Annotated in this window: 20 protein-coding genes; 13 read left to right on the top strand and 7 right to left on the bottom strand. The window is 51.5% G+C overall.

Annotated features, from left to right (window positions below; translation table 11 throughout):
* Positions 1-90 precede the first annotated feature (90 nt).
* Entirely contained in the window at positions 91-882 is a 792-nt protein-coding gene (locus tag VGK27_06910) for a hypothetical protein (protein ID HEY3489834.1), read from the top strand.
* A gap of 250 nt (positions 883-1,132) precedes the next feature.
* Here VGK27_06910 and VGK27_06905 read toward each other — a convergent pair whose 3' ends face one another.
* Entirely contained in the window at positions 1,133-2,527 is a 1,395-nt protein-coding gene (locus VGK27_06905) for an ATP-binding protein (GenBank protein HEY3489833.1), read from the bottom strand.
* Between the two features lie 537 nt (positions 2,528-3,064).
* Here VGK27_06905 and VGK27_06900 point away from each other — a divergent pair.
* The 5 genes from VGK27_06900 to VGK27_06880 all read left to right on the top strand — a co-directional run bounded on the left by VGK27_06900 (position 3,065) and on the right by VGK27_06880 (position 9,106).
* Positions 3,065-3,595 (top strand): hypothetical protein, encoded by a 531-nt coding sequence (locus VGK27_06900; GenBank protein ID HEY3489832.1) that lies wholly within the window; start codon positions 3,065-3,067, stop codon positions 3,593-3,595.
* A 176-nt stretch (positions 3,596-3,771) separates the two neighbouring features.
* On the top strand, positions 3,772-4,869 hold the full coding sequence (locus VGK27_06895; GenBank protein HEY3489831.1) for a hypothetical protein: 1,098 nt from the start codon (positions 3,772-3,774) through the stop codon (positions 4,867-4,869).
* A complete protein-coding gene (locus VGK27_06890; GenBank protein ID HEY3489830.1) occupies positions 4,866-5,807 on the top strand; it encodes a hypothetical protein in 942 nt (313 codons plus the stop codon). Before VGK27_06895 ends, VGK27_06890 begins: the two co-directional genes overlap by 4 nt.
* Positions 5,808-5,818: 11 nt before the next feature.
* Complete coding sequence (locus VGK27_06885; GenBank protein ID HEY3489829.1) at positions 5,819-6,559, top strand: nuclease-related domain-containing protein; 741 nt, start codon at positions 5,819-5,821, stop codon at positions 6,557-6,559.
* A gap of 264 nt (positions 6,560-6,823) precedes the next feature.
* On the top strand, positions 6,824-9,106 hold the full coding sequence (locus VGK27_06880; protein HEY3489828.1) for a restriction endonuclease: 2,283 nt from the start codon (positions 6,824-6,826) through the stop codon (positions 9,104-9,106).
* A gap of 178 nt (positions 9,107-9,284) precedes the next feature.
* On the opposite strand, the gene VGK27_06875 is transcribed toward VGK27_06880, so the two are convergent.
* The gene (locus VGK27_06875) at positions 9,285-9,878 is read right to left on the bottom strand and encodes a hypothetical protein (protein ID HEY3489827.1); all 594 of its coding nucleotides are present in this window, start codon (positions 9,876-9,878) and stop codon (positions 9,285-9,287) included.
* 34 nt (positions 9,879-9,912) lie between these two features.
* Entirely contained in the window at positions 9,913-10,506 is a 594-nt protein-coding gene (locus tag VGK27_06870) for a hypothetical protein (protein HEY3489826.1), read from the bottom strand.
* A gap of 1,279 nt (positions 10,507-11,785) precedes the next feature.
* Between VGK27_06870 and VGK27_06865 the strand changes: the two genes are divergently transcribed.
* The 7 genes from VGK27_06865 (at position 11,786) to VGK27_06835 (ending at position 19,093) form a co-directional block, all read left to right on the top strand.
* On the top strand, positions 11,786-12,952 hold the full coding sequence (locus VGK27_06865) for an ATP-binding protein (protein ID HEY3489825.1): 1,167 nt from the start codon (positions 11,786-11,788) through the stop codon (positions 12,950-12,952).
* Positions 12,953-15,172: a S8 family peptidase gene (locus VGK27_06860; protein ID HEY3489824.1), complete on the top strand. Its 2,220-nt coding sequence runs from the start codon at positions 12,953-12,955 to the stop codon at positions 15,170-15,172.
* Between the two features lie 588 nt (positions 15,173-15,760).
* Positions 15,761-16,117 carry a helix-turn-helix transcriptional regulator gene (locus tag VGK27_06855; GenBank protein HEY3489823.1) on the top strand — a complete coding sequence of 119 codons (357 nt, stop codon included), beginning with the start codon at positions 15,761-15,763 and terminating at the stop codon, positions 16,115-16,117.
* 2 nt (positions 16,118-16,119) lie between these two features.
* Complete coding sequence (locus VGK27_06850) at positions 16,120-16,677, top strand: ImmA/IrrE family metallo-endopeptidase (GenBank protein HEY3489822.1); 558 nt, start codon at positions 16,120-16,122, stop codon at positions 16,675-16,677.
* An 851-nt stretch (positions 16,678-17,528) separates the two neighbouring features.
* On the top strand, positions 17,529-17,897 hold the full coding sequence (locus VGK27_06845; GenBank protein ID HEY3489821.1) for a hypothetical protein: 369 nt from the start codon (positions 17,529-17,531) through the stop codon (positions 17,895-17,897).
* 231 nt (positions 17,898-18,128) lie between these two features.
* Entirely contained in the window at positions 18,129-18,800 is a 672-nt protein-coding gene (locus VGK27_06840; GenBank protein ID HEY3489820.1) for a hypothetical protein, read from the top strand.
* Positions 18,797-19,093 (top strand): hypothetical protein, encoded by a 297-nt coding sequence (locus VGK27_06835; GenBank protein HEY3489819.1) that lies wholly within the window; start codon positions 18,797-18,799, stop codon positions 19,091-19,093. The genes VGK27_06840 and VGK27_06835 overlap by 4 nt, the downstream gene beginning before the upstream one ends.
* A 180-nt stretch (positions 19,094-19,273) precedes the next feature.
* On the opposite strand, the gene VGK27_06830 is transcribed toward VGK27_06835, so the two are convergent.
* From VGK27_06830 to VGK27_06815, 4 genes are all read right to left on the bottom strand, one after another.
* Positions 19,274-20,035 (bottom strand): hypothetical protein, encoded by a 762-nt coding sequence (locus tag VGK27_06830; protein HEY3489818.1) that lies wholly within the window; start codon positions 20,033-20,035, stop codon positions 19,274-19,276.
* A gap of 139 nt (positions 20,036-20,174) precedes the next feature.
* A complete protein-coding gene (locus VGK27_06825) occupies positions 20,175-21,254 on the bottom strand; it encodes a hypothetical protein (GenBank protein ID HEY3489817.1) in 1,080 nt (359 codons plus the stop codon).
* Positions 21,255-21,362: 108 nt separating this feature from the next.
* Positions 21,363-23,135 carry a hypothetical protein gene (locus tag VGK27_06820; protein ID HEY3489816.1) on the bottom strand — a complete coding sequence of 591 codons (1,773 nt, stop codon included), beginning with the start codon at positions 23,133-23,135 and terminating at the stop codon, positions 21,363-21,365.
* 346 nt (positions 23,136-23,481) lie between these two features.
* A complete protein-coding gene (locus VGK27_06815) occupies positions 23,482-24,456 on the bottom strand; it encodes a hypothetical protein (GenBank protein HEY3489815.1) in 975 nt (324 codons plus the stop codon).
* Positions 24,457-24,812: the final 356 nt, after the last annotated feature.

Genomic DNA, 24,812 nt, shown 5'->3' with positions numbered 1-24,812 from the left:
GGAATGGCTGCCTTATCCGACGACAAGGTATACTGCCGCAGCAACCGATGGCCGAAACGGCCGCCGGCGACGGACGATCGGGAGGTAAAAGTGAAAATCTCTTTCGACTTCGGCGTTCGTGCCATCATCACTTTGGCGATGGTATCGCTTCTCACCGGATGTTCCCGCACGACTTATAGGCCCGGCACGCAGGGGGCGCCTGCCCTGATGGTCTCCGAAGCCCGGAGGAGCCTTGCGGAAACGCTCCGCACGGCGAAGATCCACGGGGGAAGGCCATACAGGGAAACACGTGTCCTTGACGACGCCTTTTCCCTGACTTGGCTGGCGAACGGGGAGGCCCGTACACGACAGTATCGGTTTCGGGAACTTAACGATCTTTCAGTGAAGGAATCGGGCAAGGAGTCCTTCGTCGAACTGGGGCCCGAAACCGCAGAGCAGGCTGCCTGGGATTCGCCGGGGGAGGCCCGCCGGTTCGTGGACGCCGTCCACGCGCTCGGGTATCTAACGTCGGCCCAGCCGCTGGCCGGCGACAACGCGGCCTTTGCCGAGTTCAGCGAAAAAGCGGCCGCATGGCGGGAGATGCGGCCGAGACCCGAGCTCCCCGAGGGGGCCCGCCGGTACAAGACGCTGGCGGAGGAAGCGTCGGCGAACAAGGATTTCGAAGGCGCCGCCTCATTCTACGAACAGGGGCTTGCCATCCATCCATTCTGGGCCGAGGGGCAGTACAACGCAGCCCTCCTATACGCAGAGACGGGAATGTACGCAAAGGCGATCGGGCACATGAAACGCTACCTCGAACTGGTCCCGAACGCGCCCGAAGCCCGCGCGGCCCGCGACAAGATGCAGGCGTGGGAAACGAAGATCGCTCCGGCCGCCCGATAAATACCTTCGTGCGCGGGGTGGATCGGCGCTCGTGAACTGGCTGCCCTGGCCCGTGTTGAAGATTCCCGTTGCTCCGGGCCGGGTCGATCGCTTGCCGCCCGCCCGGCTCACGCTCGGGGCATCCGGTCCCTCGCTCCGCCGGCGCCAGTGCACCGGGTGTGACCCGGTGGGTGGGGCGTCATAATGAACGGGAACATGCGATTGTGTGGAGGAGGCGACGGCTCTTCGGCAGACCGTCCGATGGCGTAAATTACCCGTGAATTCGCTCCTCTCCTTCGACCAGGATCACGTTCTCTCTCTTTGCGACTTCATGCATCGCGGGGGTAAATCCGCTTCGGCTGAACAGGATGAACCTCTCGGAACGCTTGCCGATGTTCCATTCGACCAAGCCTGCCTTCCGGACCAGATTTTCGTAGATATCCGTGCCGACCTTTTTCCTGCTCCATTTGCATTCGCCGAACCAGATGGATCGCTCCTCTTCGTCCAGGGCGACGAAATCGATTTCTTCGTTGCGGGACCACCATCGTCCAATTGCCGTGATGGGCCATTTCTCCTGCTTGGCGACGTCAAGGAACAGTTCCCTCGCGATAAACTCGTATGCGATCGAAACGTGCATATCCAATGTCTGCTCGACCTCGCGAAGAACATGGTCCGGATTGCCGATCTCAATCTTTCCGCGGTTCGGAAGGACATACTTGAACCAGAAACCGAAGAAACGATCATGGAGGCGATAGAGACCGATGCGGCTCTTTTCCGGCGTTCTTTCGGTGGAAGGCATTTCCTTTTCCACGAGGCCGATGCTGCGCAGGACGTCAAGATATCGAGAGGCGTGGGACTTCTCGAATCCGGTGTCGTTGATGATCTCGGAGAGTTTTCTTTTCCCCTGCGCGATGGCCCGAAGGATGACGTAGTAGTCTCGCGGTTCCCGGAGTTCCTCCCTCAGAAGGAACTCCACCTCGTTGTAGAGGAAGGAATGGCGGTCCAGGATTTGCTCTCCGATGTTGCGGATGATGCTCTCGTTCGGGCGGATCTTTTCCAGATAGGCAGGAAGTGTACCGAACGTTGCGTAGATCGCTGCACGCTTCCGGAAATCCATCCCCGGAAAGAAATCCTTCAGCGCAAGGAAAGGAAGTTCTCGAACTTCGAGAGAGCCGGTTCGACGACCATAGAGGGGCGCCTTGGCGAAGAGGACTTCGCGTTCCATCATGCCGATGCTCGATCCCAGGAGGATGAGAAATAGGCCTGTTTTCTTCAGGTACGTGTCGATTCCGTTCTGGAAGATCGAGGAGATCGCCTTGTTCGCGCTGACAAGGTAAGGGAACTCGTCGATGGCGAGCACAAGGCGCCGCTTGGCGCATTTATCACTGAGGTATTTGAAAAACTGCTGCCAGTCCCGAAATCCGTTTTCGACGAGCAGGGTGTCTTCGAAGTGCTCACCGACCGCGCGGCCGAGATTTTTCAGCTGTTCGGATTCCGAAACGGTGTCGGCCAGAAAGTAGATGGCCGGCCTGTCCTTCACGAACTCCCGGACCAGGGTGGTTTTACCCACGCGCCGCCGCCCGTAGATCGGAATGAACCGGAATTCCGTTCCCTCATGGTGTTTCCCCAGGAACCGGAGTTCCTCGGTTCTCCCGACAAATGGCATTGCGGTGCCCTCCATGAGTAGAAACGTAAGTAGACTACTCGTGAATATACTATGCCCGGGATGATGTCGCCATGCCTGTCTGCACGGAATGCTATATTATTCGGGCCGTACCCATCATTCGGGAAATGACCTTGGGATCAACTATTGCCCCGCAAACCTCATAAAACCCAAAAAACCGGAAAGCACCAACCGGACGCTATTCCAGGCCCGGCCCGTAAATTCGCCGAATTTCTTGAACGGATCATCATGCGGGCAACGCGCTCACTTCCGCATGATTGGGAAGATACGGGCGTCCCGTGTCGTCGACGCCCAGGTCGGCGCCCATGCCCCGGAACCATCTTCGTTCGGATCGGTCCCAGCAGGTCACTCGATGGCCAGCCCAATATCGAATGGAAGTGCCCGCAATGCGACGATGGAGGGAATATCTGCAACTGGCAAGGCTGCTGGGAGGATATGTCCACGGTCGCCCCCAGGCAGTTGCATTAGAGGGCCAATGTCAATTCGCTTCCGGCCCATATTCCTCCTTCTTGGAGCGATATGATGTTTACCCTCCGCTGCACGGTGAAAGCCCTGAAACGGCTCGGCGTCGAGCCGACCGATCCGGTTCCTCCGTCGACAACGGCGCTTGGCGATTGGTATGTAAACCCACTTATCACTCGAAACCAGCGGCTATGGCTCTGCGTGAGCGCGAGGTCGTTTCTCGGATTGCTGATCCCGATGCGTGAGGTTCACGGCGACTTGGGTGGAAAACTTCCCGGTGCGCTTGCGATCCATCTCGTGAAACTTGGCATCCCCTTCGATCTCGTGGAAGAGGAAATCGGACGGATGACAGAGGTGGCATTCGGCAAGACGGCGAGCCGTCAGATTCTCGGCGTCATGAACGAATACGCCTTCATGGCGAAGATCCATTTTCAACGGCTTGGGCAGAGCCCCGGGCATGTCTCCCTGCTATTGGCCGATACCCCGGTAAGTCCGTTGAAGGAACACTTCCCTGTCGACGCAACTCGGAATCTGCTCTTCGACACCCGCCGTCGGGAGACGATCTCTGTTGTTATTCCGGACCCGTAGTAGGCAGGGGCCAATCGATAATCGGGAGAAATGGATTTTCCCCGGTTCTGTAGCCTAGATATGCTCGATAACCATTTGGATCGGACAGTTCACGAACTTCCTGTGGGCAGGCACCTCCGCGGTCCCATCTGCGCCTAAAATGGTCCCCACTATCGTTGCTCGAGGAGGGGACTGCCATGGCGTGGGTCACAACTACGTACCAGCGGGAAAAGCTCTTCGAAGAAGTTTGGGCTGAACCGATGAGGACGCTGGCGAAGCGATACGGAATTTCCGATGTCGCTCTCAAGAAGATTTGCAAGAAGCTCTCTGTGCCTCTCCCGCCGCAGGGGTATTGGGCAAGGCGTCCAGCCAGCCGCAAAGGGCCGAGAAAGCCGTTACCGGCCTTCTCGGATCATCCGACGATTTTATCCAAACGGTACATTGTCGATGCCCCTGTCCTCGACGAGGCAGGGCTGATTCTTGCAAACGAATTAAACGTTGCCATCCCCGAGGATATTCCCGTTCCGGAAACGCTTCACAGCCCTCATAGGTTCGTCGACCAAGCGCGAAAGGCCTTCAAGGGAATGAAGCCAGGCGAATATGGAGTCATGTCGTGCGGTCGTGGGAATCTCGACCTCCGCGTAAGCCCTGCGAACCTCGGACGGGCTCTGCGGATCTATAGCGTCTTGATTAAATCGATGGAAGCCTTGGGTTGGCAGGTAAAAATCGGCGGGCGAGAAGACAACGAGACGCTTGTCGTGATCCTCGGGGAAAATATTCGGATTGGAATGGAGGAACGCGTCAAACGGTCTGACCACGTTCCCACGCCAGCGGAGATTCGCAAGAAAGCGCGAGGGGAATATGTTTGGTCCAGCCGGTGGGACTATCATCCGAACGGAGAGCTAATCCTAAAGATCGACAGTTGGGGCGGGTACGGGCTTCGGAAAACTTGCACGGACACGAAAAATATTCGTTTGGAGGAACGGCTCGGGGAGTTTCTTGAGATCATCCGTAAATTCGCAGCAAACGAAATATTGGAACATCGTCGACGTGAAAGGGAGGAAAGGGAAAGGGCGGCAGAAAGGGCCCGGCAAGCTGAACTTCAGGCGAAGCGAGAAGCCGAAATGCGGCGGATTCAGGAGCTAGAGAAGGAAATAGATGCATGGGAAAAATCCAAGCGCATACTGGCATTCGTTGAAGTCGCTCGACAGTCTGGCCAACGTGACGAGGAATGGGGCAAATGGGCGATGGCGTATGCCGAAAGGATAAATCCCTTTCGGGACGATCAGCGGTGAAGCAGGTTGCCCCTATAGCAGCGAAAGCATCGCAACCGACGTGCATGTCCGCATCAACCTCCTTCTTCCTTCCTGGGATCAAGGACTGCGACTGCGGGTATTTGAACATCCAGCGGTCGGAATTTCTTCGGCCAGTAAAAATCAACATCGAACGCCTTTGGGAAATTTATCAGCCTTACGCCGATCGACACTTCCGAGAGGACGCGTGTAAGCACTTCCTTCAGCGCTACTGGGAAATGTACTTGGCTGTCGCCCTCATAGACTCGGGGTTCACGCTCTTCAAGCCATCTGATGAAGGGCCGGAGTTCTTCATCGAAATTGACGGCAGGCGGGTGTGGGTCGAGGCCATCGCACCTGAGGGCGGGGAAGGACCAGACAGAGTTTCTGAGTTCCCTCCGGGGGCCGCATTCAACGTTCCCACCGAGAAAATCCTTCTCCGATATACGCACGCACTCGCAGAAAAGCACGCGAAGTACCAGCGCGATCTCGAAAAGGGGATCATCGGGATAGATGACGGGTATATTTTGGCGATTAATTGCCGCATGATCCCACATGCCTCGTTTGGAGGGGTGATTCCATATCCGATTCAGGCATACCTGCCTTTCGGACATCCAGCCGTATCTTTCGATGTTCGAACTGGGAAGATTGTCGACAGGTATTTCGAAAAGCGAGAAGCGATCAGCAAATTGGCAGGGGCGCAAATACCGACGACAGCATTTCTCAACCCAGCATATGCGGGCATAAGCGCGATCATCCATTCAGCGGTTGATGCGGCGAATTCCCCGGTTATTCATGGGGAAGATTTCGTTGTCCTTCATAATCCCTTGGCTGCACAACCAATTCGCGAGGGAGCCTTTTCGCGTTGGCGTCAATACAAGTATGAGGATGGCCGGCTTACTCTGAGCGAGGCAGTTCTTCCCGGTAATCATTCGACCTAAGAGGAGATTCCATGGCTTCGCCCGTTCGCAAAAACGTTAGAGGTAAAGCCGGGGAGAGCACCCGAAAGATGCAGGCAAGCCGGATGGCGGCGGCCTTGGGAATTCTGCTGCTGGTATGGCTGGCGATCTTCGTTTACAGCCGGAATGTGAAAACGGTCATGTCGTTGGGATTGACTGGCTCGCTGGTCGTCGGGGGGCTCTTTCTGGTTGGCATCAAGGTGCTCGAGAAAAAAGGGAACGCAACGATCAAGCGCGCCAAGCAAGCCGAACGAGGGGCTATTGCCGAGGAGAAAACTGGCGCGGTCATCGAGGGGCTTCCGGATGGGAACTTCATCATCAATGACTTTGATACCGGTCGCGGAAACATCGACCACATCCTGGTTGGCCCCAAAGGGGTTTTTACGCTGGAAGTGAAAAGCCATCGGGGAACCGTGACGTTCGATAACGGAATCCTGCTGCGTGATGGAAAGGTGTTCGAGAAAGATTTTCTGAAGCAGGCGTGGGCGGAATGTTTCGCCGTACGGGAAATGCTGGCCAAGTGGGAGATCAAGGAGTCGACCGCGGAACCCGTGATCATTTTCAGCAACGCGTTCGTGAAGGTCAGCGGCAAGGCAAAAGGCGCCGTCGTCATCAACCTCAAGTTCCTGCCGACATTTTTGGAACGACTTCCGGATCGGCTGAACACGGGGGAAGCGGGACGAATTTTTAACCGGCTTCGCAATCCGCATTCGGCCAGTACTAGGGGACTATGACGATCACGGCTATACTTATCCTTACCATCGTCCAGCTAAGACTCGCAAGGACTATGGACATCGCCGGAATGCTAGCGGTGTCCGCGGGTTTCGGTGTTCCCAATTCCTTGGGGACAAATATAATGGCTTCGCGAGCCGGTGGTGGATTTCCTACTCACTCCGCATCAAAGAAAAACGTAAATTTATGAACAATGCGACGGCCGGAACGGATCTTGTCCTCCTGGCGCGAGGAGCGAAAAAATCCCTTCATTCGGTTTATAGCTGATGGCTGAGTACGACTTCCGATCGTTGTCGCCGCATGACTTCGAATTACTTTGCCGCGACCTTCTGCAAAAGCCGCTTGGGGTCCGGCTCGAGAGCTTCACGGCGGGTCGCGACTCCGGGATTGATTTTCGCCACTGCACAAATGCCGACACGCTCATCCTCCAGGTCAAGCACTACGCGGATTCAGGCTATGACGCGCTCGTGCGCGCTCTGAAACAAAAGGAGCGGCCTAAGCTTGAGGCGCTCAAGCCCACGCGATATATCCTCGCGACCTCCGTCGGCCTGACGCCACAGCGAAAAGACGAACTGCTCGCGCTGCTGTCGCCTTGGTGTGTTGCCTGGTCGGACATCCTGGGCAAGGATGACATCAACAATCTGCTCACTCAGTACGAGGACATCGAGCGTCAGCACTTTAAGCTATGGCTGACGAGCGCGGGCGTCCTCGAACGTGTGCTCCACGCCGGCATCTTTGGCGACTCCGAGGCGCATCTCGATCGCATACGGCTGCGTCTATCCCGTTACGTACCAAACCCAAGCTTCGAACGATCGCAAAGGATTCTGGAGAAGACACATTTCTGCATCGTGGCGGGCATTCCGGGAATTGGTAAGACGACGTTAGCGGAAGTGCTGCTCGCAGATCTCGTCGATCGCCAGGGATTCACTGCGTTTCGTATAGCACATGATCTCTCCGAGCTGCGTCCCGTGAAGAACCAGAAGTCCAAGCAGGTTTTCTACTTTGATGATTTTTTGGGAAAGACCTCTCTAGAGATGCTGCAGAAGAACGAAGACCAGCAGATCATCGAGCTCATGGAGGGGGTGTCAGAGAATCCGAACTGGCGCTTCATTCTCACCACCCGCGAATACATCCTCAACATCGCTCGGAACCGCTACGAAGCCTTTGCGCATCCGTCGATTGATCTACCGTTGTGCGTCGTCAACCTCAACGACTATACGCGCCCGGTGAGGGCCAAAATCCTTTACAACCACATTTATTTCTCAGAGGTGCCGAAGGAATACAAACTGGCTCTGCTTGAGGGGCGCGGGTACGAAAAGATTCTCGAGCACCACAATTACAACCCGCGCGTCATCGAGTATATGACGCAGCCGTGCCATGCGACGACAGTGGCGCCAACCCTATACCTGCGCGAGTTCGTCGAAAGCCTCGACAACCCGTCGCGGCTGTGGGACCACGCGTTCCGGCACCAGATTTCGGAGGCGGCTCGGCACCTTTTGATCGTGCTGACGTCCCTACCGGACGAAACAAAACTGGAAAACCTCGAAAGAGCCTTCTGGACTTTCTACGCATTCCGCCAGAAGCGCTTTGGCTTTGCGACGGTACCCGGCGACTGGCTCGACGCGTTGAAGGAGTTGGACGGTAATTTCATCAAGAGCGGGGAATTCGGGCGCGACATTGCCATCTCATTTCACAATCCGTCAGTCAAAGATTTCATGGAACAGTTTTTGGCGAGATCTGACGTGGACATCGCCGACCTCTTTCACAGCGCGTACTTCTATGAGCAGTACAACAGGCTATGGAATGGCCGGCGAGGGCGGCGCTATCCCGGCATCGATGCCGCGAGCCGCGACTACGTCAAGAGGCTGGCTGCTAACCTGTGGAGTGAAAGCGCCACGACGATCCGACAGGTGGACCGGTATGGTCAAACGATCGGGTTGGTGCCGTACCCGCCATCGTACGAAAGCCGGATGGTTTTCTTCATCAGCGTCCTCGATGGCCTGAAAAGTCCACACACAGAGGATCTAGTCGCGTCGGTCATCGGGTCACTGGCCGAACGGTGGAAATCAGGCAACGCCGACCGTGAGGACCTGGTCAGGCTACTCGAGATGTTGAGCAAGCGTGGTCTCAAGCAGGGGGATGCGCCGTTCGTCGCCGCGCGACAATGCTTGTTGACGAATCTCGATACGGATGAAGAGTTTCGCGCTGTCGCGAATTTCTGCGAAAAATTTCCAGATGCTGTATCGGAGGTGGAGCAGGAGACGCTACGGCGGCAGTTTGTGGAGTTCGCATCCGATCATCCACTCGGGTGGGACGATGATCCCGACACGCTGCGCTCGGTAGCATCGGACATCGAATATGTGGGCGAGCGATTGGGCGTTGCCACAGACGAATTCACTCAGCGCCTGTACGGACGTGCCGATGAAGTCGAAAGCGAGCGCACCGACCCCGAGTCGCTGGATGACGGTCCAAGGCGATCGACCGATTCATACGTCGACGACGTGCGTGGGATGTTCGACGGGTTGCTGAGCGACCTGCGGGAGAAGTAGCGCCGTCCGCTGCCCCACTCGATGGCGGTAAACCACTTCCGGGATTTTCGATGAAGGTGCTGAACTTGCGCTATACGAAAGGCTCCATCGACGATTTCTCGCTCGACATAGAGAAGGCTTCTTTAAGATATGCAGATTAATCACACGAGAGTTTTCTCTTAAATCCGTCTCTTTGCTATCAGAAAAATCCCCCTCGCGGGTGGTACATCGAGTCGATCTCGTCAGCCAGCTTTACTGCTTCCACGTGGGCATGTGTCAAATTTTCGATCAGGCCGATCTCGCATGCTGGGATGCCTCCCGCCTTCCCGATCAAGAAGGAGACTACAGCGAGACAATCCTTGAACATTTGCGGAAGTCCGCTTGGATTGAGTGACCATGATTGGGCTGAAAAATGCACGAAACGATTTCGGAGATTGTTGACCTTAGTCACGCCATCGTCTACGGCGCTGGCAGGAGCGTAACTGAACTCTTTCTTCATCCGATCATATAGCTCAGGGAACCAGTCGATCTTCATCTCCGCCGGAAAATTATCTGTTCCGCTCTCATAGGCCTCCATCCACTTCCTTGCGATATCGGGGCGGAGAGCGCCCAATCCATCGGTACCGCTGATGGTGGTTACGATAAGGGCTTGGATCGCATTCTGCATAGCCAAAATGGCCCATTTCCATCGATATGGATCAATCCTTGCGGCTCGAAGAGAGTCCACGACCATCTCTAGAGCTTTCAGGGCTTCGGTGCGCTCGTCTGTGCGAATCCAAATGGAGTCTGTCATTCGGGCATCCAGTTAACGAAATATGGACACGAACCTACTCCGAAACCTTTGCAGGCTTCATGTAGCATCCCAACAGCGCCGAAAGGATGGATAGCATGGCCACGGCGTCCGTGCGGTCCCATTCGATTCCGGCGGCGTTCTCATCAGCATGGTGAGCGGGATGCGTGTATACCTCCAGCGCTTTCCGGATTATTTCAAGTCGCTCGTCTTTGCTCTTTTCCCGCAGATTGGCGAACCATGGATCTGTTGTGGGGTCCTTATATTTTCTCTCTCCTAAGGCTACTCGCAGGGACTCGAGTACATTGCGGCATGTTCCGACGGCGTCGCGCCAGTATCCTTGCATCATGAATCGATGCGCCTTCTCAAGGTGTTTTACCGCCTTGGAAAATTCGGGGTGGATGTTTGAGTTGGGCACAGGCACTTCGAGCAACAACAGCTCGGCGTAGCCCAGCTCTTTCAGGATTTTGACCCATACCCCCTGATTGATGAAGTGAGTCAGGGTATCGGTGGAAATTTCCATGTCATTGCGATATTTCACGTGTGCCCAAAGGGTGGCCGAAAAAGTAAGGTCGCCGCCTTGGCGGATATCTTCCAACGCTTCAATTCGTCGGTGGTCCAATTCGACCATCAGGGTCCTGTAGTCCTTCCGTGAATTTTCGAATAAGGCTTCAGTGATTCCTGGGCGATCACATGGGTGGAGCGCCCCCAAGGGGACGCTGATTGCTCCTCGGTTGACTGAAAGGTCGCCTCCGATCTCCATGAGGAAGGCGGTAGTGTTTTCCGGAAGTCGCGGAAGGTCGAGCTCCAAGTAAATAAGGAGGCGAGCATGACCAAGTCCTTTCCGGCCTCCGATGCTCGTGATCTTTACGTCGGCAATGGTGCGCGAATGCCTCTGAACAACAAAGCTCAGGGGCGTCTCCTGTCCATTTATGCCTGAATATATCCGGTATTCTGGTCCTGAGATTGGTAGAAGTCAAAACAGGGACTCGGTTGGAATCGTCGGTTTTTCAGCCAGCGAAATCAGGCCTCCAGGCCACGCGAGCCAGTTTTGAGCCAGTCGGGCCGATTCCATGAAAAAAGGGAACCTGGCGTAAAGCTGACTTCCCTTTGCTTATTGCGATGGTGCCGAAGGCGGGATTTCCCTCCGCGCTCGAACGTCCTGTCCTCGCGCTCCGGGCCGGGTCGATCGCCTGCCGCCCGCATCCATGCGGGCTGATCCTCGCTATCCGCTCGGCGGCGCTCTCCCTTCAAATCCCGCCTTCGGCTCGAGTTGAAACTGAAAAAGGCCCCCGGATGAGGAACCCGGGGGCCTTTCTGATTTCAACATGGTGCCGAAGGCGGGATTTCCCTCCGCGCTCGGACGTCCTGTCCTCTCGCTCCGGGCCGGGTCGCATGGCTTCCGTGGCCATCCCTGGCCGCTCATCCTCCCTATCGGTCGGCGCCATGCTCCCTTCAAATCCCGCCTTCGGCTCGAGTTGAAACTGAAAAAGGCCCCCGGATGAGGAACCCGGGGGCCTTTCTGATTTCAACATGGTGCCGAAGGCGGGATTTGAACCCGCACGGGTTTCCCCACCACCCCCTCAAGTGTCCGGCAATTCTATGAATCCGCACAAGTAGCTGATTATAGACTTCTTTTTATGAAGGGGGTTTTGCTGTCGTTGCAGTTTTCACCCGGTTTTCCCCCACAAAAATAAATATCGGTCCCAAATTTGTCCCAATCCCGTGGCATGATTCACCATTGAATCGCTTGCGAAAGTGAGGAGATCGGAAAAAACCAGGGGAGAGGCGAAATGTGATAAATACCTTGGGTCAAATCCACCAGGTCAAATTAATATTGACTAAATAATATTAATCGTCATAAAATTAGCCATTAATAAAATTATAGAATATGCAGGTAAAATAAGGCAATGACCAATGGAAATGATGATTTAAGCGATATAGAGGCCGATATCGCCAATTTGGCGAGGCTTGCTGCCTCCCAGTCTTATGATGATGTTCGCCTATTCCTTGCACGACTGGTGCGCAAGTATCGCCAGCGCCATCCCGCTCTGGCTGATCGCCTCGATGAGAGCTTAAAGACCACACAGACACGTTCTGCCGGAAGCGCGGTACTTCGTCGAGGCGCATTAGCTGGCAATGTTGCGAGTGACGCCGCGCCTGTGGATGGCGACTCTCAGCTAGCGTTGATAAGGGTATTCGATGACAGAGAGGGATTGGCACCTCCCTTGTTGCCGGTTGGGCTGCTTCGCCAAATACAGGCGATTATAAATGAGCGCCTGGAGCGTGACCGTCTAGTTGCTCGGAGCATCAGCCCTACTCGTTCAGCGGTGCTGGTCGGGCCGCCTGGTGTGGGCAAGACCCTCTCAGCGCGCTGGATCGCGAGGTCCCTTGGGAAACCGCTTTGGGTTCTGGACTTGACAGCGGTCATGAGTAGTTTCTTGGGTAAGACCGGTAGCAACATACGCGCAGCGTTGGATCATGCGAAAGCGCACGCGGCAGTGCTATTGCTGGACGAAATCGATGCGATTGCTAAACGCCGCAGCGACGAATCGGACATCGGAGAACTCAAGCGTCTTGTCACCGTGATATTGCAGGAGGTGGACCAGTGGCCAGACACCGGCCTGTTGTTGGCCGCCACCAATCATCCGGAATTGGTTGATACAGCTTTATGGCGGCGATTCGATGCCGTGCTCCAATTCGACTCGCCTGATGATTCCGCAATCGATGCTGCAGTGCCACGATTTCTGGGGGACGACGCGGCTGTATTTGAGCCTTGGGTCGACGTGATTGCAGCTGCGATGCGAGGCCGGTCGCTTTCGGACGTCGAGCGTGCGGTCAATTCACTGCGGCGTGGTAATGCTCTTCAAACGGCCCCGCTGGAGGAACTGGTCTGTAGTCTTGTGGGACAAGGGACAAGTACGCTTAGCAAGGCCGAGCATTTAAGCCTGGCCATTGAACTCGCCAAGGCTGGCAAGCACACCCACCAGCAAATTAGTCAGTTGACGGGTGTGTCGAGAGACACGATTCGTAAACACGCGGGGCCGTCACCGAGACGAGGAAGGGGGATGAAATAAATGCCGACTCGCTATCTGATCGGAAGGGGCGAACTGCTGACTTACCGGATCGATGCCCCGAAGAAGGGAATGGGCGAGAAGGCACGCCCGTATACGTTGGCAGAAGCCCAAGAGGCGATTCTGCCGCAAATAAGCGCAGCCAACGAAACGTTTGCGGCTTTGCCGTCCAAGGCGTGTCCGGGCGAGATCGTCGTAGCGAGGTTGACACTTCATCCGGCCTACATCGCCAAGTCGTACTTCCCTAAAGCTTTGCTCGATCAGACGGGGCTTGCGTCAGTTGGGTCCCGTACCCTGCGAATTCGGCCGAGACATGTGGTGAAATCCACGGCGCCGGTCGAAGTCGAAACAACCGAGTTATTCGTTGCAGGTCGGCGTTCGATGCTAAGGCAACTTACGGATTTCGCCCGCCACTTGACCGAGGAAATGCCGGGCGCCCAGCAGTTCACCGAGATTGAGGCCTTTGCCCCGATGGTCGCGGCTGACAGGATTAAGGGCAACAACAATTCCGAAGAGCATGTTTTTGAGGTTGGCCTCCATTTGCCGCCCGAAGGCGTCGACCTTGACATGCGCGCACTTTTTGCCGACTACGCAGCAACCTGCGGTTTCCGAGTGAACGATGAGTTCGCTTTTACGGCTGGCCGACTCATGTTCCTCGCTATTGAAGGGGATCCTGCCGGAATCGAGCGACTGGCTCAGTTTACGATGATGCGCGTTGTCCGCGGCATGCCCAAGCTCCGAGGCGTGCGACCAATGGTGCGCAGCACTCCGTTGTCGGTTAGTTTCAGATTACCGAGCGGAGGACCTTTGTCGAAAGAGCCTAGGGTCGGTGTGCTCGACGGAGGTCTCCCAGACGAGCATGTGCTAGGTGGCTACGTTCGTCGCTATTTTCTTTCTGATCCGGCCGCAAGTGATGTGCCGGAATACCTATCGCACGGGCTTGGCGTGACGTCGGCTCTGCTTTTCGGGCCGATCGAGCCTGATTCTGTTGCTTCTCGACCATACGCACCTGTTGACCATCACAGGGTGTTGGACGCGAAGAGCGATGCTGAAGATCAATATGAGCTCTACCGCACCTTGGCTCATGTTGAAACCGTGCTGCTCTCCCGTCAATACCAGTTCATCAACTTGAGCCTAGGTCCCAGTCTGGCGATCGAAGACCACGATGTCCACGCGTGGACGGCAGTGATCGACAGCATCCTCAGCGACGGGGAAACCGTAATGACCGTGGCGGTTGGCAATAACGGAGAGCGGGACGACCTTACGGGGCTCAGTCGAATTCAAGTCCCATCCGACAGCGTCAACGCTTTGTCAGTTGGAGCCGCAGATCATACCACCGCTGGTTGGCGTCGAGCGCCCTATAGCGCGAAAGGACCTGGTCGCAGCCCTGGTCGCAGAAAGCCGGATCTCCTCGCCTTCGGGGGATCTCCGCGGGAGTATTTTCATGTCGCTACCCCCGGTTCAACGACTGAATTGGCTGCCACACTCGGGACGAGTTTTGCGGCACCACTCGCGCTCCGTTCGGCTGTTGGGATTAGTGCCATCCTCGGCGATGAGGTGCACCCGCTCACGATAAAGGCATTACTGATCCACGGCTGCGAAGGTGGACAGGTTGGCGACCCGCTTGAGGTTGGTTGGGGGCGCGTTCCCGCCGACCTGAACCAGTTGATAACCTGTGACGACGGCGTCGCGAGAATTATTTACCAGGGCGAATTGCGACCCGGGAAATTTCTGCGTGCGCCGGTTCCCTTGCCAAAAGTCCAACTTCAAGGGAACGTATTGCTTCTGGCCACGTTCTGTTATGCCAGCCCTGTCGATCCGCAGGACGCTGCGGCTTACACGAAAGCTGGATTGAGTATAACTTTCCGCCCCCATCGAGATAAGCGGGACGATAGGGCAGCAAATGCGATTTCCAAGACTTTCTTCCCTGAAGCCGTGTACCGGCCTGAGGCCGAACTGCGATCAGACCTCGGGAAGTGGGAAACGGTTCTTCACGCTGGGAAAACGTTCCGGGGTTCCAGTCTGCTCGGTCCGGTTTTCGATGTGCACTACAACGCCCGGGAGGCGGGCGGCGCGGCCTCATCAGGGGCGCCACTTATACGTTATGCGTTGGTTGTGACTGTCGTTGCTCCGAGGCACCCCAAGCTTCATCAGGAAATTTTGGACGCGCACAACGTGCTTCAAGCGCTCGTTCCTCAGATCGCTGTGCCGATCAGGCTTTGATCGGGAGGCTGGCACAAATAACATGAAAGGTTATCGGGTGCCGGGGCTGATGCCTACTCGTTCAGCCTCGGAGGAGAAGGTCCTGCGCCCGTAAGTGGAGCGATTCAGAATACGACCTTACCGATCTATTTTACATGAGGTAAATTCGAACCAATATGATCACTAAGCTTTCTCACAGAAATGGGGCGGGGTACCATAATAATACTTCATAGAAACAGGGTGTTAATGGACGGAAAATGATGCCGTTCCACAGGAAATTCCACCACTCATTTTGCAGGAACGTCGTCTGGGTAAGTTTAAAAACCGCGGCGAAATCAATGGGTTATAAAAATCTGCATACGATAACGTCCTTTCCCTTGACAGCGCCTGACAGCCCCCATATCTTGTATGTCAGGCAGAAAATCACACTATATATGTAACTGTGTGGTTTCCTTACCGTGTTGTGCGATAAACCATGGGTCGTGAGGGGCTGAATAAAATCGGTTTGGGAAGGGCGAATGAGCACCGGCTTTCAGAATTGCTTGACAGTGTTCGTCATGTTCGCTAACGTTGGGGTATTAATCCCTAACGGGAGGGGAGGAACATATCATGGCAGGATCATTTGGCCCACTGTTGAGACAGCTACGGATGGCCAAAAAATTCTCCTTGCGAGCTTTTGCCGGGAAGCTCGAAATGGCCCCAGCGTACCTCTGCGACATTGAAATGTCTCGGCGGAATCCACCCGGGTCGACTAAGCTCGCCGCAATTTGCGAGTTGCTTGGTGCGAACCTTGACGAGATGTCGGAACTTGCTCGGCGGGATCGGAAAAAAATTGAACTCGACGTGGACACCAAGACGGAACCGATTCGGAATATGGCATTTGCCCTCGCTCGGACGTTCGAAGACATGGATGAGGACACGGCCGATAAAATCACTGAATTGCTTAACCGAGCGAAAGGACTCTGACCATGAAAGTGCCCGTCGTCGACCCGTTGTCCAGAAAGGCAATCTCGGAAAAGGGGCACCGGCTACTTTCTAAATATCAGCCCGAGTGCCTGACTGCGGCCACCCCCTTGGAAGTCGATTGGGTGTTCGAGAAAATCGTTCATGACCACGGGTTCATCTTCGACCTTCAACAGCTCCCTGCAGGGATGGAGGGGCTTACCCATCCGAAGGACAAGATGGTAATTATCCCACCTGACATCTACGACCAGATGTGCAACGGGGACGGCCGGGCGCGGTTCACGATGATGCATGAGGCCAGCCATGTAATTTTGCACGCGGCGAAAGTTCGAGAGGTCATGGTCAATCGCGGGATGGAGGGGTTGAAGCGAAGGGGTGAGTTTCCTGCGTACCTTGACCCTGAGTGGCAAGCAAACGAACTGGCGGCAACGCTGCTCATGCCGGAACACGCGGTTCGGGAAATCATGTCGAATAGATTCGGTTGCCCGAGCATGATCGCGGACAGGTTGAACGTTTCGTATCAAGCTGCTGATATTCGAGTCCGAAATCTTGGCATTGGTTAACGCGATGTCGTAGAAACAAAATTGGGGAGACGGATTGGCGTCCGTACTCCCCAACATAGCCCCATCAGCCCCGAAGGACGTGAGAGGCCGGCTGCCTCGATTCAGAAGTTCTAGTTTACTCCTCTGAATAAAATCACGTCAACAGGATGTTGGTGGGGCAGGAAGGAGGTGCCCCATGGGAAAGGTGTATCCGGAGCCGCCCGACGGGTTCACGTATGTCTTCGTTTCTTACGTGACTCGTAAAAACGGGACTCGGGTCTACGCTTCTGCGTACGGGTTGCGAGCGTTTCGCATTCTCGTGAAAGCGTAGACCAGGTGGGGGAGGGCAACCCTCCCCACTCCTGAATACCAGCCTTCGAGCCGAAAGAAATTTTGTTCTTCGGCCCGAGAAAAAGGTGAGCAAGGGGCTCACCTATAACCAGCGGGGACCAGAAACGTCAACAGCAACGGCGGGCCACCTCTGCCGGGAAGCATAGACGATGAAGGGCTCGCCAACATCATGGAGGAACGAAAAATGTCTAAAGACACGTTTAAGCCAGGCACTCCCGCCCCCAGGTCCGGACAGTACGGTATACAAGGCCCCAGGGGGGCAGATATCGGTACGGAGCGAACGATTACCAAAGGTGAACCTATGCCCCCAACTCCTAAATCCGGACAGGTATACGTCATGAACGATCCGACGAATAACAACTCCGGCCGCGGCAAGTGAAGTAAACACGGGGGGAGGGGTGGCCTCCCCCCGACAATCCACAGGAGATCGAAAAATGCCTAGCACAATAATTCACACCCCGGTCGCGGTTGTGACCGGGACCATAACTGGAATTTATCGCTCACGAGATCAACGACCGAGCATGCAACTCGCGGAGGCCTTCGGCGGCGGATTGGGCGGTTACGTGGGCGGGAAACTGCCTGACATTTTCGAACCGGCAACTTCATCCCGCCATCGAAGTGCTTTCCATAGCGTTGGAATGATCGGACTTCTTGGCAACTCCTTTCCTGTTATCGACTCATGGGAACAATGGTGCCGGGAGCACGCCGAGTATCACCGGGCCGCAAGAGAAAATCCTTCCTTGAATCCCATTGTGCAGTTTTTCCATTTTCTCGCCGAGGTGATCTTTCGAGTTTTGGCGGGAATTCCCGCTGGCATGGTCACGGCCTATATTTCCCATTTGGTTTTGGACGGGCTCATCGACAAGCGGAGTATTCCGCTGGTGGCCTAACGGTGAAGGGGTAGGATAGCCCCAAGAAGTGGAACGCCTGGCGCCGCCAAAATTCGCCGTAGCCACTTCCGGAAAAAAACACCTTTAGGGCGTTGGTTGGTGCTCACTGAAGGATGAATGTGCGGTTGAAATGGCGATCATTGCGGAAAAGAGTAATATGCGTTTATCTGCGTCCCAACATGACCCGTTCCCTAAACCCGAGGGGAAGAAATTCCAACGGAGATCTCGCTTATGAAAATCACAGTGAAGCAGTTGTCGATCCTTATGGTCTTTCTGTTCCCTCTCTCGATCGCGGGCTGTGCAACCGTCCCGAAAGAAGTCGTCCAGCTTTCCTACACGGTCGGCCAAGACATCGAAGCCGTACACGTCTCATACAAGGCACTGATCCGTGAGCATTTCGATAGCCTCAGAACACAGACGACGACCTACATCGACACTCGCTGGACCCCGGCCTACCTCGGCGACTTCATAAAGAGCGGGGATCTTGTGGCCATGGCCAAGGATCCCGATCCGCTGAAGGCGTTCGAGGGTGTAAGCACTTGGGCCGAGGTCGCAATAGAAGATATCGAAAAAAAGAAGAAGGAATTGCTGACGCCCATCGAGCAAGACGAGAGGGCGTTGCAGGCCAGTGTTGATGATGCCTTTGCCCGTCTGATCCGCGCCAATGCGACGATCACCGCTCACCTCAATAGCATCCGGAAGGTTCAGGAGGTGCAGGACGAAACGCTAAAATCCCTCAAGCTAGCGGATCTTAGAGACGAGGTAAACCAGAAGCTGATCGACGCATCAAGGAAAGCGGAAACGGCCCTTACCAAGCTGGAAGGGGTGAAGAGCAAGGTCAACGATTTGAGCAATAAGAAGAAAGAGTTGCTCGAAAAAACCAAGGGAGGAACCGGACAGTGAGCGGCAAGGACGATCTGAAGGCGAAGCTCAGGCAGAAATCGCAGGAATCCGCGCAGAGGACAGACGCCCTGCTCGCGGAGGAGTACGAGTCTCTCAATAAAGCGACAAAAACCGATCTCGAAGCGTTACGTCCGAAGATCACAGACCAAGCTTCGTATGACCAGTTCATTGCCGTGATCGAAGAGGCCAACGCTAAAAACATGGATCTTGCCAGTTTGCAAACGCGGCTAGAATCTTGTGGGGCAGGTGTTGCTCAAGTGGCGAAGGCAGCGGTAAAGTTCTTAAGCGTCTAGCGGGAAAGGCACTCGTTTAGTCACGGGCGGATGATAAAATGTAACTCGAACCATAGAATTAAACTCCACATTGAATTCGCTTAACGCCAGCGTTAAGCTGCAGGCCGAAGGCGCGCTTTTGTCAGCGAAAAAGCATAAAAGCGTGTCTGGAGAATCTGTCAGCTTAAACGATTTGTTAGGCTATTCTTCCGGAACACATAATATATAATCGTTTTTTATATTTACAATTTGGCTTGATGTATTTTTATGTCTATACGCCTGTTGATTTCTCCCTGCCCTATCAAATTCTTGCAAAGCCTGGGTAATGGCGTCTTTTTTATCGTTAGCTTTAATGTCATATAATTCGCAAAGAGACCTACTACCCCATCTCGCCAACCCGACTTGTTGCGCGATTGATTCGTCGTAATATGGAATTGCAACACGGAAATCAATTTTACTTCTATTCTCTTTGGGTTCAACAGTCTTGACTTTTATGAATAATGGAAGGAATACAAGAAATATTGTAAACAACAAAAAAGCCCCATTAAAAAAGTTTTCCTTTTTAATGCTTTTAGTGCTTTTATGTATAATTGGTTGCCCTATGTGTTCTTGATGTTCCAAATCATTTGGTGCATTTTTGTTGCTATGCCATTTGTGATTGACCAATATTAGCCCTATGATAACTGCAATGAAATTAATAAATAGCAGTACGATAACCCTTATAAAGCTTATAGAAAAATCTTTATTTAATTTTATTAGCCCTGTTTGCTGATATGATACGAGTGCCCATATAATAAAACTGAATAGACCCAATACGATATCATTGTGTATCTTTAAAACACTAGCAAAATTCTTCTCTATTCTCCCTGTCAATATGCCTGAAAGCACACTTAACACGGTTAAAAATATAGGAATAAACACCGGCAGATAGTACTCTATATTACTAAAAACGTATTCCAACATTTACTCCCCCTTTGGCATCCAAAGCTTTTATCTGTTTTACACAATCAACAAAACAAGCCTAACGCCGCTAATCAGCCGGCTGATTTTTGCGTCGGCTATATTATCCTTGTTATGTGATGACTTTATTTGAACAAAGAACTCATTTATCAATTGTTTTGTGTCCACTAAAAGAAATACCCAAAATATCGGTTGATAGTCTTTGATCACGAAATGCAAACATTTTTGTACGAATATCTGAAATGCAAGCACGTTGAAAAATCTGCATATTTAAAATGCAATTCTCATGGATGCGTTTAAGATCAAAATCATCAAATAATTCAACTAATAAAGTGAATTCCTTTTTTGTGTCTATATGTGCTGCGAAATTATTTCTTAAAATTTTCAGATTTTCTTCAAATGGTTTATCCCGATTTGAGCTGCCATCTTCAATAATTAACTTTCCTTTCCAATCAGGTGGACTTAAAGACAGCAAAGAAGATCCATAATCACTATCCTCATACATATTTTCAATTAAAGAATATGTGTCACAACATAACAGTAACCAGGCTGAGTCAAATAGGATCTTATTGTAATGAGTTGTATAGTTTTCCGTTTTCCTGGTTAATGAGCAATTGATAAAAATAAAATCGACGATTGAAAGAATAAGCATGCACTTTCTTTGAAATTCGTTGCCACTTATAATTCCAACAGTGTTTTTCTTTGAAATGGCCAATCTATCATGTGCCAAATAATAAACACCTTCATCCCTCTCCTTCAAACAGGTATCTGAAAAGTCTATTTCAAAATAATCAGTAGGCGTGAGAGTCAAAACATTAGCATGCTGTGTAATAATTGCTCTTATTTCATTCATTTCTTTATAAAAATATGTAATAGTTGAGTAATCTATTTCATTCCACCACTCAAGTAGAATTAAATCATCCACTTCTTGATGATGAGCTGAATACTTGTTCCTTATAATTTCGTAATTCTTATCCCATTCTTTTTTTATAGAAGCAATTTTATCTTCAATAGATTTCTTTATTGTTATGTTTATAGTCCTATATTTAAATAGGTTATTTTTTAAGTAACCTATCATTTCAAAATATGAATCAACTAAGATAAAAAATCTTCTTAATACACATCGTTTTGAATGATCATTGATGCCTGTGTTTGCTAAAAAGTAATAAATTCCGTCTATATTATGATAAATATACTGGATTTTTTCTTTTATATCCTTCATGTAATTATTCCTTTGTTGTTTAGTCTACATAACGACCAAGCTAACCGGCGGCAATGGAGCGAAGCTGAATTGCCGTCCGGTGCAGCGCCTTGTTATTCGGAATGTTGACTAGCTTCTTTGACTTTCCGGTTGCCCAAAAAGCAATTTGCCTATCCACCAAACTGATCGTCCGAAGTTGCAAATGAGTTGTTCACCCTGTCTCAAGAACGAGTTGCTCTCGTCAATTCCAGCAAGTTTTATGGCATCTCCAATTTTTGAACCGGTCGGATGTGCATCCCCTACTCGCATGTCATATGCGCCAGCGACCGCGCCAAGGATGTGGCGGGCTTTATCAGCCCCAACCTTCTGGGTCAATACATCCTGAAGAAGCTTGTTTGAACCAAGCTTTTCTTTCTCTGCATGGGTTGAAAGCTTGCGAAGCTCCCGAACATTCAGCCGATCCGAGAACACACGAACAAGCTCTTTCGCCAACATCAGTAATGAGGCTTGATCCTTGCTCGCGAAGCGGGACACCTGTTGAATAACTGCCGCATCATCTATGTCGTGAGTGAACAGAGAAATGCTGAGCTTTTGACGAAAACCAGCCTCTAGCATCCGCATACTTTTGAATAGTAAGTCTTCAACAGCATGTGTAGATGCTGGCTGAGTTCTTACCTGTGCTGCTAGCAACTCATTTGGCACTTTCCCATCTGGGACAACGTTATGAGCAGCCCAAATGTGCTGCTCCCACGCGGCAAGGCGGGCAACATCATAGGCGTATACCGTAATCAAATCCGAGGAGTTGATGCCAAAGTGCGTCACATACCCAGACGTGGAGCGAATACCCCCAGTTTCCGCCGTATACCACTCAAGAGAAAAACCACGATGACCGAGAAGATCGCTAACTACGCTAGACCGGAACCAAAGCCATCGACCAATGCCTTCATCGTCTAATTCGACAGATGCCATTCGCGTCCCGTCCGTCTCCCCGATGAATTGAGGTAGAGTTTGATCCGCATCTCCTCGAACACGCACGCTATGCCCTTGATGATCGATCCATTCGTCTCGCCAAAACTCACCCTCTACCCGCACACCTTGGTAACCACTGCGATGCCCTTTTGAGCTTTCAAATGCAGTGTTGTCATCACTTTCCGGCCCCATCACTGGGGCATCTTCATCCGCATCAACATCAGTTCTCCACACTCGGAATGAAGCCCAGCTTCCGCCATAAACATTCTTTAAACTGCGAATTAGGAGTTCAAATCGCCCACCGTCTCGTTGTTCTTGTCTATTCTCTAGACTTGCGTATTCGCTGCCTTCAAGCGCGGCAACATTTTCTACTCTTTGGCGGTAATATGAGAGGCGAAGTGAAAGGTTCCTTGCCGCCAAATAGTCGATGAGAAATTCTCGCTTGATCTCGATTAGGCGATTATTTCCTTTATCATCAAGAACATCACGAGCCACGACAACGAAATTATCTTCTGGCCTTACCCAGTTGTTTCCCTCTTTTATGAGATGTAGAGCGACAACCAGGTCAGGGTTCAATATCCACAGCATACCGCCGACTACCGGCTGATGGTGTTCGAAAACAAACTCAACGCCGATTGCTTCTTTGTCGTTGTATTGGTACTGATCAATAGATGAATAGTGACCATCTTTGTAAGCATATGGTTGCGCACTGTGGCCGATGCCAATATCACTCCAGCCTAGGCGCTCTGCGACTTCTCGTTGTTCTGGCGGGAATGCGACTGATCCGCAGCCAAAGAATTCGTTGACATAACCTATCTCAGTAACACCAACTTGACTTTGTTCGTCGTTAAAAGACGCTCGCAATGGAACCCATGTGGCATTGGCGAAGATTCGGCGAGTCTCTTTTCTTTGGAGAATCCAGTCTTGATTCATAGTTATTCACTCACCATCAGCATCTACTTTGGGCGTGTTGTGCATGGATGTAGTATCACCCTTATCAAAGCCGTCCGCATCTCAAAAAATGCACGTCTTCTTTTAAGCTTCTCTATCGGCGGCATGTGGTGATGCCCTCTCCGGGCCGCATAACGCTAGCTGCGGTCCGAAGGCGCGCTTTTGCCAAGAATAATAAAATCGTGACTGAAGGAACCGCCAGCTTCAATGCTTTGTTAGGCTTCAAACACATAGCCCCTCACATAGTTCTGCATATTGATATCTAAACATACATACGCATAACAGCAATAACATGGATCTAATAAATAATATTATTGTATTGTTATAATTAATATAGACTTAGAAGTGAATCCATAGACAGGCTATCCCCCATAGTTTCGCAAAACCCACAAACTTCTTTTATTTGATCTATATTTAGTATTGCTGTTGGCAAAACCATATATCTAAAAGATATTCCCAATTCGAGTTTATATATAAAATTATGATCCGTAATAATAAATGGCGACAATGACCCGTTGGTAACTCGTAGATCTATGTTGTTTTTAATTGATAATAGTAAAGGCAAAACGGTTTTTTTAACAAATTCAATTTCTTTGTATGTCTTAATGTCATTAATCGCATCTCTTGTTTGGGCGTGATTAAAAAATATCAATAACTGACCCAGCTTGCCTTCTTTAACTTTTTTTAATAAATTGTATTGTGCTATAAATAGTTTCTTGTCTCTTGGGTCATAATTCTTTGGGCCGAGAAATATGGTTGGAGTTTTTTGGGCAATTACGCATCTTTTCCTACACATGTCAAGAGACTCAATAATACTGTCATATACATCAATCCGGTTTGGGTATACACTGGCATTTAATTTAATTCTATTAATAATTTTATATTTTATTTGTTGCTCCAATATTTCTTTAAAATCATCTGGTTCACTAAAATATATCTTAGTGTTTTCGAAATTCCAATCTACATGGTCTAATAATTTTTTGACTGCATTTGATGGTTTAATCTTTTTCCCTGTGGAGGATGTCTGGATAAGGGGGATTACCGGTATGTCCCTTTCCAATGCTAGATGCATCTCCTTGGTCACAGCTTTACTTTGAGTGCTTCCTAATATTAGAATCAGAGCAAACGATTCACCTATATTCTTGTCAAATTGTTCTTGGGTTTTAACATCTTCAGGATTTCTAATTCCTATAAGAAATGGATGTTTATCTATAATATCCTTCGCCATTGATCTTAAATATTTGAAACTTTCTTCTTTGACATAAACCGAACTGATGCATACTGGAATTTTATCTATCATCATTGCACCTTTATGAGAGATATCATATAGCTTCCAATGCTTCCGCCTAACGGTACAACGTAATTGTCCTTTATATTTAAAGTCATGTACTCAATAAGCATACCAACAAATGAAGCGCCCAAGGCCAATAATATGCTATTTGTAAAGATGTAACAAAATATTGAAGATACAATGAAACCAGAAATGCTCCCCTGTAAACTTTTCCGTTGCCCAATCTTACCGAAAAGGGACGCAGCAGTATCTCCAAAACATAGGACGCAAACGCCATTAATAATATGTATTTGCGAAAATAGCATACTAGGTATAAGATATCCGATCAACCAGTTTGGGGTTTTAAAACCGGAAGTTAGAACATCATC

The sequence above is a fragment of the Candidatus Deferrimicrobiaceae bacterium genome (genome assembly GCA_036504035.1).
Lineage (GTDB): Bacteria > Desulfobacterota > Deferrimicrobia > Deferrimicrobiales > Deferrimicrobiaceae > JANXPS01.
The sequence above is the reverse complement of the archived record's forward strand: the minus strand, read 5'-3'. Positions and strand labels throughout refer to the sequence as shown.

What these genes read in the sequence shown, in the direction of transcription:
- VGK27_06905 (HEY3489833.1), bottom strand. Translation starts at nt 2,527, where the DNA reads ATGCCATTTGTCGGGAGAACCGAGGAACTCCGGTTCCTGGGGAAACAC.
- VGK27_06900 (HEY3489832.1), top strand. Translation starts at nt 3,065, where the DNA reads ATGATGTTTACCCTCCGCTGCACGGTGAAAGCCCTGAAACGGCTCGGC.
- VGK27_06895 (HEY3489831.1), top strand. Translation starts at nt 3,772, where the DNA reads ATGGCGTGGGTCACAACTACGTACCAGCGGGAAAAGCTCTTCGAAGAA.
- VGK27_06885 (HEY3489829.1), top strand. Translation starts at nt 5,819, where the DNA reads ATGGCTTCGCCCGTTCGCAAAAACGTTAGAGGTAAAGCCGGGGAGAGC.
- VGK27_06880 (HEY3489828.1), top strand. Translation starts at nt 6,824, where the DNA reads ATGGCTGAGTACGACTTCCGATCGTTGTCGCCGCATGACTTCGAATTA.
- VGK27_06875 (HEY3489827.1), bottom strand. Translation starts at nt 9,878, where the DNA reads ATGACAGACTCCATTTGGATTCGCACAGACGAGCGCACCGAAGCCCTG.
- VGK27_06870 (HEY3489826.1), bottom strand. Translation starts at nt 10,506, where the DNA reads ATGGTCGAATTGGACCACCGACGAATTGAAGCGTTGGAAGATATCCGC.
- VGK27_06865 (HEY3489825.1), top strand. Translation starts at nt 11,786, where the DNA reads ATGACCAATGGAAATGATGATTTAAGCGATATAGAGGCCGATATCGCC.
- VGK27_06860 (HEY3489824.1), top strand. Translation starts at nt 12,953, where the DNA reads ATGCCGACTCGCTATCTGATCGGAAGGGGCGAACTGCTGACTTACCGG.
- VGK27_06855 (HEY3489823.1), top strand. Translation starts at nt 15,761, where the DNA reads ATGGCAGGATCATTTGGCCCACTGTTGAGACAGCTACGGATGGCCAAA.
- VGK27_06850 (HEY3489822.1), top strand. Translation starts at nt 16,120, where the DNA reads ATGAAAGTGCCCGTCGTCGACCCGTTGTCCAGAAAGGCAATCTCGGAA.
- VGK27_06845 (HEY3489821.1), top strand. Translation starts at nt 17,529, where the DNA reads ATGCAACTCGCGGAGGCCTTCGGCGGCGGATTGGGCGGTTACGTGGGC.
- VGK27_06840 (HEY3489820.1), top strand. Translation starts at nt 18,129, where the DNA reads ATGAAAATCACAGTGAAGCAGTTGTCGATCCTTATGGTCTTTCTGTTC.
- VGK27_06830 (HEY3489818.1), bottom strand. Translation starts at nt 20,035, where the DNA reads ATGTTGGAATACGTTTTTAGTAATATAGAGTACTATCTGCCGGTGTTT.
- VGK27_06825 (HEY3489817.1), bottom strand. Translation starts at nt 21,254, where the DNA reads ATGAAGGATATAAAAGAAAAAATCCAGTATATTTATCATAATATAGAC.
- VGK27_06820 (HEY3489816.1), bottom strand. Translation starts at nt 23,135, where the DNA reads ATGAATCAAGACTGGATTCTCCAAAGAAAAGAGACTCGCCGAATCTTC.
- VGK27_06815 (HEY3489815.1), bottom strand. Translation starts at nt 24,456, where the DNA reads ATGATGATAGATAAAATTCCAGTATGCATCAGTTCGGTTTATGTCAAA.